Below are 12,934 nucleotides of genomic sequence, written 5' to 3'. Positions count from 1 at the left end.
TCGTGTCAGCTGAAGGTATGGCGGCTCAGGGGCATGCTGCGCACGCGCTGGCCGGTGAGCTGCGCCACGGCGTTGGCCACCGCGGGCGCCACCGCCGGCAGCGGTGGCTCACCGATGCCGCCCATCTTCGCCCCGCTCTCGACGATGCGCACATGCACCCGGGCCATGCGCGACGGCGGCAGTACCGGGTACAGGTCGTAGTTGCGCGCCCGTGGCATGCCGTTGAGCCACACCGATTCCTCCAGCAGCACCTGGGACAGGCCCAGGGACACCGCGCTGTTGACCTGGGCCTCGATGATCGCCGGGTTGACGATGCTGCCCGGGTCGATGGCCTGCCAGATGTCGTGCACCCTGACCTGGCCGCCCTCCAGCGACACCTCGGCGATCACCGCCGCCTCAGAGCCGAACGGCGAGGCCATGGCCACGCCACGGGCGCGCTTGCTGCCGTCCTCGGCGGTGAACGGGCCGCGTTTCCAGCCACCGGACAACTCGCCCACCGCCTGCAGCAGGGTGGTCAGGCGCGGGTTGCCCTGCAGCAGTTGCAGCCGCAGCTCGAAGGGATCGTGGCCGCCCTTGTCGGCCAGCTCATCGAGGAACGACTCGTAGAAGAAGTCGTTCAGCGAGTTGCCCACCGAACGCCAGTAGCCGAGCATGGCCGGGCCTTTGACATAGATCTGCGCGGTGCGCTTGTTGGCGATGGCGTAGGCCTTGCCCGACAGCCCTTCCAGGGCGGTGGGGTCGACCTTGTCGCCCTGCTTGCCGGCGAGCGACTCGGTCGGGCCTTCGGTGGCGCTGATCGCCTCGATGGCCACCGGCAGGCCTTTTTCGTCCAGGCCGGCGCGGAACTTGACCACGGCCATCGGCCGCATGGCATCGCGCAGGAACTCCTCCTCGCGGCTCCAGATCAGCTTCACCGGCCGACCCACGGCCTTGGCCAGGGCGATGGCCTGTGGGTAGGGGTTGGCCGAGTCGTACAGGAAGTGGCGGCCGAAGAAGCCGCCGAGCAGCGGCGAGTGCAGGGTGATCCGCGCCGGGTCCAGGCCGGTGCGCTTGGCGATGTCGTCGCGGAACATGTCCTGGGCCTGGTTCGGCAGCCACACCTCCAGGCTGCCGTCGGGATTGAAACGGGCGGTGGCGGAGGGCGGCTCCAGCTGCGCATGGTTGAGGTACTGGTTGTGGTAGGTGGCCTCGACCGTGGTCTTGGCGCCTGCCAGGGCGCCTGCCACGTCGCCCTGGTTTTCCTCGTCACGGCTTGGCCCGGTCTGGGCGGCCAGGTGGTCGCGCCAGCCGTCGCTGGAAAAATCGGCGGGCATCGCACGCACCTGGCTGTCGGCAGCCGCCTCCTTCCAGTCCACCTGCAGTGCTTCGACGGCGCGCTTGGCGTGCCACCAGCGTTCGGCGACCACGGCCACCGCGCCGGGCAGCTGATGCACCGAATGCACGCCCTTCATGGCCTTGACCTGTTCCTCGTTGCGCAGGCCGCCGACGCTCATGCCCAGGCGCGGCGCATGCTGCACGGCGGCGTGGAGCATGCCGTCGACCTTGATGTCGATGCTGTAGAGGGCCTTGCCGGTGGACTTGTCGTAGGCGTCGAGGCGCTGTACCGGCTTGCCTATCCAGCGGAACTGGCTGGGGTCGCGCAAGGTGACGCTGGCGGGGTCCGGCACCGGCAGGTCCATGGCCGTTTCGGCCAGTTCACCGTAGCCCAGCGAACGGCCCGAAGCGGCATGCACTACCTTGCCCGGTTCGGTGGTCAGCTCGCTCACCGGCACGCCCAGCCGCTGGGCGCCGGCTTGCAGCAGCATGGCCCGGGCCAGGGCGCCGAGGCGGCGCATGGTCGGGTAGCTCATGCGTACCGACATGCTGCCACCGGTGATGCGCAGGCCGTTTTCCATCACCACGTAGGCTTCGCCGGCGGGCGCGCTTTCGACCAGGAAGCGGGCAGGATCGAGGTCCAGTTCCTCGCCGACGATCTGCGCCATGGCGGTGTTGACGCCTTGCCCGCCCTCCATGAATGGGCTGAGCAGGCGCACGCTGCCGTCCGGGCGCAGCTCCAGGAAGGCCGGCACCTGGGTACCGCGCTCCGGGGCGCTGGCGGCCTGTACGCGTGGTGCGCCTACTGGCATGCCGAAGCCGAGCACCAGCGCGCCCACGGTGGTGCCGACCAGAAAGCGCCGGCGCGACAGGTTGACAGTTTCACCTGCGGGCAGTTTCAGCAAGTCTTCGGGGGTATCGATGCGTGTGCTCATCAGGCTTTATCCCCTTCGGCGAGATCCTGCACGGCGGCATGGATGGCGTTGTAGGTGCCGCAGCGGCACAGGTTGACCATCGCCGCGTCGATCTGCGCAGTGCTGGGTTTGGGCGTGTGCTTGAGCAGCGCGGTGGCCGCCATCACCTGGCCGGACTGGCAGTAGCCGCACTGGGCGACCTGGTGCTCGACCCAGGCGGCGACCACGCGTTTGCCCACGGCATCGTGCTCGATGGCCTCGATGGTGGTGATCTCGCGGCCGACCACGCCGGCCACCGGGGTGACGCAGGCGCGCACCACGTTGCCGTCCACCAGCACCGAGCAGGCGCCGCACTGGGCCAGGCCGCAGCCATACTTGGTGCCGGTCAGGCCCAAATCGTCGCGGATCACCCAGAGCAAGGGCGTGTCGGCGTCAGCCTCGACCTGGTAAGTCTGCTGGTTGATTCGTAATTCCATGGGCTCACCTGCTGATCATCGGTTGTGGAAGCGGGGAATACGCTGTTCCCCAATCCGGAAACGCTAGCACAGAGGCCCATTGCGCAACCGATACACCCCACAGATTCAGAGGATCAGGCAAGCAATCCGGCGGAATGCGCAAGTAGCCCTCAATCGATGCGCGGATGCTGTTGTGCGAGCGTCTGGCGCCGGGCCTCCAGCTCGGCGATCTGTGCGTCGATGTCCTCGATCTTCTGCTCGATGTTGTCGTGGTGCTCCTGCAGCAACTCGCGGGCTTCCTCGATATCCGAGGCGGCCGGGGCGGCGCCGCGCAGCGGGCGGTTGGCGGTCTCCTTCATGGTCAGGCCGGTGAGCAGGCCGACCACGGCAATGACCATCAGGTAGTAGGCCGGCATGTACAGGTTGTCGGTGGTCTCCACCAGCCAGGCGGCCAGGGTCGGGGTCAGGCCGGCGATCAGCACCGAGATGTTGAAGGCACTGGCCAGGGCGCTGTAGCGGATATGGGTGGGGAACATCGCCGGCAGGGTCGAGGCCATCACGCCGATGAAGAAGTTCAGCAGCACGGCGAGGATCAACAGCCCTGCGAAGATCACCGCCAGCTTGCCGCTGGTGATCAGCATGAACGCCGGGATCGCCAGCAGGAACAGGCCAGCGCTGCCAATGATGATGAACGGCTTGCGTCCCCACTTGTCGCTGAGCAGGCCGATGATCGGCTGCACGAACAGCATCCCGACCATGATCGCGATGATGATCAGCACGCCGTGGTCCTCGCTGTAGTGCAGGTTGTGCGAGAGGTAGCTGGGCATGTAGGTGAGCAGCATGTAGTAGGTGACGTTGGTGGCGATCACCACGCCGATGCAGGTCAAGAGGCTGCGCCAGTGCTGGGTGGCGACTTCCTTGAACGACACCTTCGGGCCGCTGGCCAGGCCTTCGCGGTCCCCTTGTTCGAGCTTGTCGACGTGTTGCTGGAACGCCGGGGTTTCTTCCAGGGCGTGGCGCAGGTACAGGCCGATCAGGCCCAGCGGCAGGGCCAGGAAGAACGGCAGGCGCCAGCCCCATTCGAGGAACTGTTCCTCGCCAAGCACCGTCGAGATCAGCACAACCACCCCGGCGCCAAGGACGAAGCCGGCGATCGAGCCGAAGTCCAACCAGCTGCCAAGGAAGCCGCGCTTGCGGTCCGGGGCGTACTCGGCGACGAAGATCGACGCTCCGGTGTATTCGCCGCCCACCGAGAAGCCCTGGGCCATCTTCGCCAGCAACAGCAGGATCGGCGCCCAGATGCCGATGCTGGCGTAGGAGGGGATCAGGCCGATGGCGAAGGTGCTCAGCGACATGATCACGATGGTCGCGGCCAGCACCTTCTGCCGTCCGTAGCGATCGCCCAGGGCGCCGAAGAACAGCCCGCCCAGCGGACGGATCAGGAACGGCACGGAGAAGGTGGCCAGGGCGGCGATCATCTGCACGCCGGGGCTGGCGTTGGGGAAGAACACCTTGCCCAGGGCGTAGGCGACGAAGCCGTAGACACCGAAGTCGAACCACTCCATGGCATTGCCCAGGGCGGCGGCGGTGATGGCCTTGCGCATCTTGGCGTCGTCGACGATGGTGATGTCCTTCAAACCGATGGGCTTGACGGGTTTCCTGCGTGATTTCATGGGCCGTTGTCCTTGAAGGCTTGGGGCGTGGCCATGGTTTGGCCAGCCTTGTACCTAGGGTCAGATACAACGGCGCGCTAAATAATTCCCTGCGGGGTCATTTGCGTGGGTAAACCATGCGCGATTTCTGTAGGAGCGGCGCTGGTCAGAGCGTGCGAGACATCAACCAATGGCTATGCCCCCAGGCCTCGAACTGCTCCATATGCGTCCAGCCACGCTTGGCGTAGTAGGCGTCCTGGTCGTGGGTATGCAGGTAGAGCGTGGCAACTCCGTTGCTGCGGGCATGCTCGCAGACACCTTCGATGAGCTGCTCCGCCAGGCCTTGGCCACGCGCCTGCGGGGCGACGAACACGCAGGCCAGCCAGGGACCGAGGTCGCTGCGCCCGGGCAGGTCGTCGCTGGCCAGGGCCGCACTGCCCAGCAGGCGGTCGCCGTCCAGGGCGACCAGGCATTGCCATTGACCGTTGTGCTGGCCTTCGGCGAATTCACGTTGCCAGTCGGCCAGCGGCACGTCCGCGTACTCATAGTGAAACTGTTGGTGCAGCCACTGGGCGAGGGTGTCGCTGTGGGCCATGTGGTGTTTCAGCCAGTCCAGGCGGAGCATGACGATGTCCTTTTCAGGGGCAGGAGGGGCGGAGCTTTGCGCGAAGCATACACCGCGATGCGTGCTCGCCGAGGGTGATGGCGTTTTGATTTTAAGCGCACGCAGCCGCTATCCTTGCGCCTGCATTCATCAAGGAAGAACCATGCGTCTGTCGTCCTGCCTCAAATCGCTTGTCGCCCTGTCACTTGCCAGCCTGCTCGGTGCCTGCTCCAACTACCACTACAAGGAGTACCAGGGTGACTGGGCGCCTGAGACGATGACGCCCTATGATCTGTCCGGCAACCAGGCCGACGCACCGGTCGTGTACTTCGCTACCGTCCGTTACCGCGCCCTGGGCGTGCCGTTTCATCGCCTGCTGCTGGCCACCCATGTCGATGACCAGTTGCTCGAAGGCGCCGGGCGGCGCTCGATCCTCGATATCGCGGGCAAGCAGGCGCTGCGGCTGACGCCGGGCAAGCACTCGCTGAGCTGGTGCTGGGCCTCGATGAACGCGCTGGGGACCGGTGGCGGCAAATGCGGTTTCACCGCGCGCGACGTCGAGTTCCGCGCAGGCAAGCGCTACATCGTCGACTTCGACACCGTCGATGCCATCAATGGCCCGCCCGGTCGAGAGACGATGACCATCACCATCACCTCCGAGATTCGCGACCTCGATACCCGAGAGGTGGTCTACCCGCCCAAGGGCAGCGAAGCGTTGACCAAGAGCATGGACGGTTGAGGATGTGCTCTGATGCAGACTTACTGGCCACTGTTCTGGCCCAATGACAGCAAAGTCGATCACAGCGCCCCGCAGGTGCGTCTCGATGCGCTGTTGCCGGTTGTCGGGGCGGTCACGCTCGCTTATTTCGAGCGCAATGAGCGCATTCAGGTTGATGAAACCGTTCGGCTCATCTGGTGCCCAAGTGTTTCCGACCTCAATGGCTGGAGTGAGCAACCTTCTGAAATCGCCTTTAGCCATGTGCTGCACGCCAGGGTGGTTGCACTCGATGCTGCCCCTGAATCGACGATCGACTCTGTGCATTTCGGTCTGCGCGGGCACATGCTGGAGGTTCTGTCCCTGGAGCGATTGCTACCGGCCTTGTGTGGATGGGCAAACGGTACCGGGGCTTGGGCGTTGCCTCAAGCAGCGACCGAGAATGGCAGCCTGCAGTTATGGGCGGAACTGAGCTGGTGCGGTTGGGCAGAGGTGGCGGGGTACATTTATCTTGTCGGTAGTACGCGAGCCGAGTCGCATCTGGAACTGATCTTCGAACGTGATGGCGATAACCTTGTCGGCTTGTTCCATGTACAGCGAAATCCAGCCGGGGCCTTTTTCGACTTCGGGGCGACGTATTTCACCGAATTAGAACGTTGCTTGCTGGAGCGGGTGCTGAATAGCGCTCACCCCTTGTGTGATACTCACCCCCTTTATCTGGTGGAGTAGTCCGGTGTACAGAAAATTTGATCAGTGATACGACGTTGAGCTTTCTATTGATGTTCGCCAGACTTTCCTTCTGCTCGCAAGCCGGAAAGTTTAACCAGCAGGTCACGTACGACTAAAGTCCGGTGTCTCTCACTCGTTTCTACAAGTACCGTGGGGCCAGACAGTCATCAAGTTCGATTGTTGGACAATTAGATCTCGTCAACCCCTTTACCCGCTCTGCCACGGGCTAGCCAGTGACCATGCGGTCATGCCTGGCGCCATGTGGTAATTAGCAGTCGTTAACTTTTCCGCGAGCGTTTCAACAAACAACGCTCAACTTTCTAAAGTTATTGCGCGTGTGCCGATAACCCTCGGTGACCGTGCCGGGAAGTTCCAAGTACTGCGATTCTCGCTGTGCCTTTGCCTGCGAATGGGTGTTGTATGTCGTACCTGTCTGCTGTTGATCGTCGTCAATTAACGCTGTCTGTCGCATTGGCTTGCCTGTGTGTTGGCAACCTGCATGCCGAGACATTTACGCCCGGTCAGGAAGTGCTGCGCCAACAACAACAGCAGCAACACGACCTGCAGCAACTGCAGTTGGAACAACGCCGCCGGCAACTGCAACGCGGTGCATTCACCGCACCCGACAACACTGCGCAGACACCCAAGGCCTCGGCTGCGGATGCGCGCTGCTGGCCGCTGGCCGGGGTGCGCATCGGCGGTGTCACGCTGATCGACCGTGCCACCCTCGATGCCCGCATCGACCCGCTGGTGGCCGCGTGCATGGGCGTGGGGCAGATCAACCAGCTGCTGGCGGGCATCACCGCGCTGTACCTGGAAAAGGGCTATATCGCCAGCCGCCCCTACCTGAGCAGCGCCCCGACGGCCGGGCAGTCGCTGGACATCCTGGTGGACGAAGGCTACCTGGAGGCCATCGAGCTGGCCGACCAGCGCCTGCCGGTGTCCCTGGCCGGGGCCTTCCCCGGCATGCTCGGCGAGCCGCTGAACCTGCGCGACCTGGAGCAGGGCCTGGACCAGCTCAATCGCCTGCGTTCGGTAGACCTCAGTGCCGACATCGCCCCCGGCAGCCAGCCGGGTGCCTCACGGATCATCCTGCGCCCACGCAGCGCCGGCCAACCGCGGGTTTCCGTGGGCCTGGGCCTGGACAATCTCGGCAGCGCCAGCACTGGCCGTGACCGCAGCGTGTACAGCCTGAGCCTGGACAATCCGCTGGCGCTCAACGACCTGCTCAGCCTGTCGGCCAGCGACACCCTCAACCAGGGCGATCGCTACAGCCGCAATGCCAGCCTGTACTACGCGATTCCCTACGGCTACTGGACGTTCAGCCTGTTCGCCAGCCATGCCGAGTACCGCTCGCCGATCAAGCTCAGCACCCTGACCCTGCACAGCACCGGCATCACCGATCAGCTCAGCCTGCGCGGCGAGCGCGTGCTGTGGCGCGACCAGCGCCATCAACTGAGCGCCAGCCTGCAACTGGCGCACAAGGACGTCGACAGCGAATTCGCCAAGGTCCGCCTGGATGTGCAGAGCCCGACGCTGACGGTGGCCGAAGCCGGGCTCAACCTGTTCTGGCTCGACAGCGCGGTGTGGAACCTGGACCTCAACTACGCCCAGGGGCTGCACTGGTTTGGCGCCGACGACGATGCCGATCGGCCAGTGCCCGACCTGCCCATGGCGCAGTTTCGCAAGTACCGCGCCGGCCTCGGCCAGTGGCGCAATGGCCACCTGCTGGGCCAGGCCTGGCAGTGGCAGAGCCAGCTCAACCTGCAGTACAGCCCCGACCCGCTGCCGGCCATCGAGCAGTTGCTCGGTACCGACGATTCCGCCGTGCGCGGCTACCGCCTCAGCAGCCTGTCCGGGGCCAGCGGAGCGGTGTGGCGCAACACCCTGCGCCTGCCGTTGCAGCCCCAGGGGCTGCTGACCATCACCCCGCGGCTGGGGCTGGACCACGGCTGGATCAAGGCCGACCACGGCGCCGCCAGCCAGCGCCTGAGCGGCGCGAGCCTGGGCCTGAACCTGAGCTGGAAGGCGCTGCAGCTGGACGTTGACTACCAGCGCAGCCTGACCACCCCCAGCGGTTACCACCGCGAGCCCGAAGTCTGGCTGTTCAGGGCCGCCGTGCAGATTTGAGCGCACCGAATTAGCAGTACCGACATGGAGAGTGACCTATGCCCAAGACCCCTTTTACCTTCAACCTGTCCCCGCAAGGCAAGCTGCGCTGGGCGATAGCCAGCCTGTTCCTGGCCACGAGCCTGCCCCAGGCGCTGGCCGGCGGCGTCGTGGTCGCCCCCGGCCCCGGGGGCACGGCACAGTTGCAGACCCAGGGCGGCGTGCCCATCGTCAATATCGTCGCGCCCAACGGCGCGGGCCTGTCGCACAACCAGTTTCTCGACTACAACGTCGACCGCCAGGGCCTGGTGCTGAACAACGCCCTGCAGGCCGGCCACTCGCAGCTGGCCGGTGAGCTGGCGGCCAACCCGCAGTTCCAGGGCCAGGCGGCGAGCGTGATCCTCAACGAAGTGGTCAGCCGCAACGCCTCCGCCATCAATGGCGCCCAGGAAATCTTCGGCCGCGCCGCCGACTACGTGCTGGCCAACCCCAACGGCATTTCGATCAACGGCGCCAGCTTCATCAACGCGCCCAATGCCAGCCTGGTGGTGGGCCGCCCTGAACTGGACGCGGGCCGGCTCAAGGCCCTGGGCACCCAGGACGCCAGCGGCCAGTTGCAGGTGCAGGGCGCCGGCCTGCGCAACGATGGCGGCTCGGTCAACCTGATCGCCCCGCGCATCGACAGCCAGGGCCGTCTGGATGCCCGTGATCAGCTCAACCTCACCGTGGGCCGCAACCAGGTGGACTACGTCAGCGGCCAGGTCCAGGTCGTCGACCGCGGCGCGGCCAGTGGCGAGCAGCGTATCGATGCCAGCCTGTTCGGCGCGATGCAGGCCGGACGCATCAATATCGTCAGCACCGCGCAAGGTGCCGGGGTGCGGGTTGGGCCGGGGCAGGTCGACGGCCGCGACGGCGTGCGCATCGACTCGGCGGGAGACCTGAACGTCAGCGGCGCTGCCGTGGCCGACTCGCTGGAAGCGACCCGTGCCGGCGTGCGCAGCAGCCAGGGTGATGTCGAACTGCGTGGCGCCCAGGACCTGACCCTGGCCGCCGCCGACGTGGCCGGGCGCGATGTGAAGCTCGACGCCGGACGCAACCTCACCCTGAGCACCGTGCAAAGCCGCAAGCTCCAGGAAAAACGCGAGAACTGGCGCAGCGGCGCGCTGGGCATCGACTGGGAGACCTACCAGCGCACCCAGACCGACAGCGACACCCGCGAGCACGCCACCCGGGTCGTGGCCCAGCGTGATGCCGGGCTGAACGCCGGCCAGGATCTCACCCTCAGCGCCGCCAGCCTCGAGGCGCCCGGCAAGCTGAGCCTGGACAGCGGCGCCGACCTGCGTCTGACCGCTGCCACCGAGCGCCAGGTGCAGACCGACCAGGGCAAGCACGCCAAGGGTTTCTGGAAGGCCGACTGGGACAACCGCAATGAAACCCAGCGCAGCGTCACCAGCCAGCTCAAGGGGGGCGACATCGCACTGCACGCCAAGGCCTCGGTGCTGGCCGAAGGTGCCCAGCTGACCAGTGGCCAGGACATCCGCATCGCCGGCAAGCAGGTGCAGATCAGCAACGCCTTGCGCACCGACCAGCGTGACAGCCAGAACCAGCAGAGCAAGTTCTTCGGCGTCAGCCACAACGAAGCCAAGCAGAACAGCCGGGAAAGCACCGCGGTGCGCAGCGAGCTGGTAGCCGGTGGCAGCGTCGGCCTGAACAGCGCCGAGGGCATCGACGTGGTCGGCTCGACGGTCAAGGCCAGCGGTGCGCTGAACGCTGATGCGGCGGGGGATCTGAAGGTCGCCTCGGCCCAGGACACCCGCGAGCACAAGAGCGCCAGCAGCAGCCGTGGCTTCGTTGCGTCGGCCAAGGAGACCGCGCCGGGCTCCGGGCAGTATCGTGCTGGCGTCGGCTATGCGAGCGATCGTCAGAGCACCAGTGGCAGCCAGGTCAGCCAGCAGGGCTCCAGCCTCAGCGGCAGCGAAGTTCAGTTGACCGCCGGCGGTGACCTGAGCGTCAAGGGCGCCGCGGTGAAGTCAACCGCGGGCGATACCACCTTGGTCGGCAAGCAGGTGTCGCTGCTGGCCGAGCAGGACAGCCGCAGCGAGACCCGCGACAGCAGCCACACCGGCGGTGGCGTCTACCTTACCGCTGGCCTCGACCGTGCCGGCGCCGGGGTCGACTTCGCCCATGGCACCCAGCAGGACGCCTCGAGCAGCACCACGGCGAAGACCACCGGCCTCGACAGCGCCGGCAGCTTGAAAATCAAGGCCGACACACTGGCCAGCGAAGGCGCGCAGGTGAACAGCGCCGGTACCCTGAGCATCAGCGCAGGTCAGGTGGACAACCGCGCGGCCCGCGACACCACCAACACTAGCCATCAGCAGAGCAGCTGGACGGCGGATGTCGGTGTCAACGTCGAGTACAAGGACATTGCCCGGCCAATCGCCGGGGCGGTCAAGGATGTGGTGGACGGCAAGGTGTCGGTCAAGGATACGCTCGACGGCAAGCTGCCGCTTAATGACGTCAAAGACGTGCTGGACGGCAAGACTTCGCTGACCGCCGCCCTGGGCAAGCTTGGCACGCCGAACTTGGGCGTCGACCTGGCCGTGGGCCATGCCAGCCAGCAACAGGGCGAGCAGACTGGCACCGCGGTGGTCAGCCAGTTCAATGGCCAGGGTGTGCAACTGGACGTGGCCGGTGCGTTGAAGGACCAGGGCACCCGCTACAACGCCAACGGCGGCGCGCTGGACATCAAGGCCGGTTCGCTTCAGGCCGACGCGGCCAGCAACACCCACAGCCGCAGCGAGCAGCAGGTGAACGCCGATGTGTCCGCCCGGATCTACACCAAGACCGGCGAAGACCTCAACGTGACCGCCAATGGTTCCGGTGGCAGCAAGCACTTGAGCGAAGATACATCCACTGCCGTGGTCGGTACTTTCAGTGGCAGCCAGGGCCTGAACATCCAGGTCGGTGGCGATGCCCGCTTCGAAGGCAGCCGCCTCGACGGTGGCCAGGGCGCGGTGGCGGTCAACACCGGCGGCAAGCTGGCCCTGGACCAGGCCAGCAACCAGGCGCGTCGCGACACCGGCAGCCTCGGTGGCAGCGGTTCGTTGACCGTGGGCACCTTGCCGGTGGGCGACAAGGTCGACCTGGGCGCCGGGTTCCAACTCGACCATGCCGGCGAGCACAGTGTCGACAGCAAGGCCCAGGTGGCGAGCATCAGCGGCAACGGCCCGGTGCGACTGGGCAGTGGTGGCGACCAGACCCTGCAGGGCACGCGCATCGACGCGAACGGCCCGGTCGAACTCAAGGCCGGTGGCGCCCTCGACCTGCAGGCCGCCAGCGATACCCGGACTGTCAGCGGCAGCCATCTGGGCGGCGGCCTCAACCTCGGCGGCAAGGCTGCCACCGGTGAGAAAGGGCGTGATCTGAGCGGCAAGCTGGGCGGCAACTTCAATGTGGGCCAGACCAACGAACGTTCGCAGACCCTGGCCGGCGGCCAGTTGAACAGCCATGGCAACGTGGACCTGTCCGGCCAGTCGGTGCATCTGCAGGGTACGCAGGTCGGTGCCACGGGCGTCAACGCCAGCGCAGGCGAGGGTGGCCTGGCGCTGGAGTCGGCGCAGTCCACTCAGGCCCGCACCAACTGGGGCGTCGAGGTGAAGGCCGGGAGCAACCTGAGCCGCACTACGCCGGCGGACGCGGGGCAAGAGGTCAGCTCGTCCCATGACTTCGACCTGGGCGGCAAGGTGCAGGTGGACCATCTGCAGGCCACCACCCAGCAGAACAGCCATATCTCCGCTGGCGATGTGACCTTGAACAGTGCCGGTGCGGCGCAACTCAGCGGCGCACGGGTCGACGGCCAGCAGGTCGGCGGCAAGCTGGCGGGCGGGTTGACGGTCGCGGAACGCCAGGACACCACCACCTCGGTACGGGTCGACCTGGGCGCGGGCCTGGCCGGCAAGCCGGGCGAGGCGAAGGAGGGCCAGGAGAAACCAGGCTTCGACTACACGCCGTCGTTCAATGCCCAGGGCGAGTTCGTGCGCAAGGCCGGAGTTACGCAGGCTTCGGGCATCTCGGCACAGCGTGGGCTGGGTCTGCAGGTCAAGGGTGTGGAGCAGGGCGGTACCACGCTCGGTGCCGATGTGAAACCGCTCGGCTACCAGGTCAAGGCCACCCTCGACCTGCCCAAGCTGCCTGAAGCCGGTCTGCCCAGCGTGTCGCTGGATGACGGCAAGCTGAAGGTTGGGCCGGTGACGGTCGAAGGGCGTATCGAAGGCTGAACGTCTTCCATTCACACCAATGAGGTCCGGGGCGCTTTGCGCCCCTTTTTGTTGGTTGAAACTCTAAGCTTCGTACGAAAAACCGATGGGTGGGGGTGAGCCCTTGGGCCTGGCGCGAGAGCTGTAGGAGCGAGCTAGCCTCGCGATAGCACAGGACCAGGC

8 protein-coding genes are annotated in these 12,934 nt (G+C 66.1%); 4 read left to right on the top strand and 4 right to left on the bottom strand.

All coding sequences use genetic code 11. From position 1 onward, the window contains the following. Positions 1–5: 5 nt before the first annotated feature. The 4 genes from K5H97_RS17325 to K5H97_RS17310 all read right to left on the bottom strand — a co-directional run bounded on the left by K5H97_RS17325 (position 6) and on the right by K5H97_RS17310 (position 4,960). Positions 6–2,249: a xanthine dehydrogenase family protein molybdopterin-binding subunit gene (locus K5H97_RS17325; RefSeq protein WP_028691419.1), complete on the bottom strand. Its 2,244-nt coding sequence runs from the start codon at positions 2,247–2,249 to the stop codon at positions 6–8. After that, complete coding sequence (locus K5H97_RS17320) at positions 2,249–2,704, bottom strand: (2Fe-2S)-binding protein (RefSeq protein ID WP_028691420.1); 456 nt, start codon at positions 2,702–2,704, stop codon at positions 2,249–2,251. Before K5H97_RS17320 ends, K5H97_RS17325 begins: the two co-directional genes overlap by 1 nt. A 149-nt stretch (positions 2,705–2,853) precedes the next feature. Beyond that, entirely contained in the window at positions 2,854–4,356 is a 1,503-nt protein-coding gene (gene proP / locus K5H97_RS17315; RefSeq protein WP_028691421.1) for a glycine betaine/L-proline transporter ProP, read from the bottom strand. A 145-nt stretch (positions 4,357–4,501) separates the two neighbouring features. Next, complete coding sequence (locus tag K5H97_RS17310; RefSeq protein WP_028691422.1) at positions 4,502–4,960, bottom strand: GNAT family N-acetyltransferase; 459 nt, start codon at positions 4,958–4,960, stop codon at positions 4,502–4,504. 142 nt (positions 4,961–5,102) lie between these two features. On the opposite strand from K5H97_RS17310, the gene K5H97_RS17305 reads away from it, so the two are divergent. The 4 genes from K5H97_RS17305 to K5H97_RS17290 all read left to right on the top strand — a co-directional run bounded on the left by K5H97_RS17305 (position 5,103) and on the right by K5H97_RS17290 (position 12,772). Next, positions 5,103–5,678 carry a hypothetical protein gene (locus K5H97_RS17305; RefSeq protein ID WP_028691423.1) on the top strand — a complete coding sequence of 192 codons (576 nt, stop codon included), beginning with the start codon at positions 5,103–5,105 and terminating at the stop codon, positions 5,676–5,678. A 12-nt stretch (positions 5,679–5,690) separates the two neighbouring features. Further along, complete coding sequence (locus K5H97_RS17300) at positions 5,691–6,383, top strand: hypothetical protein (RefSeq protein ID WP_028691424.1); 693 nt, start codon at positions 5,691–5,693, stop codon at positions 6,381–6,383. 420 nt (positions 6,384–6,803) lie between these two features. Further along, positions 6,804–8,513: a ShlB/FhaC/HecB family hemolysin secretion/activation protein gene (locus K5H97_RS17295; protein WP_028691425.1), complete on the top strand. Its 1,710-nt coding sequence runs from the start codon at positions 6,804–6,806 to the stop codon at positions 8,511–8,513. A 38-nt stretch (positions 8,514–8,551) separates the two neighbouring features. Beyond that, positions 8,552–12,772: a hemagglutinin repeat-containing protein gene (locus K5H97_RS17290; protein ID WP_028691426.1), complete on the top strand. Its 4,221-nt coding sequence runs from the start codon at positions 8,552–8,554 to the stop codon at positions 12,770–12,772. Positions 12,773–12,934: the final 162 nt, after the last annotated feature.

The organism is Pseudomonas mosselii, assembly GCF_019823065.1.
GTDB lineage: Bacteria > Pseudomonadota > Gammaproteobacteria > Pseudomonadales > Pseudomonadaceae > Aquipseudomonas > Aquipseudomonas mosselii.
This window is presented reverse-complemented; position numbering and strand designations above follow the sequence as displayed.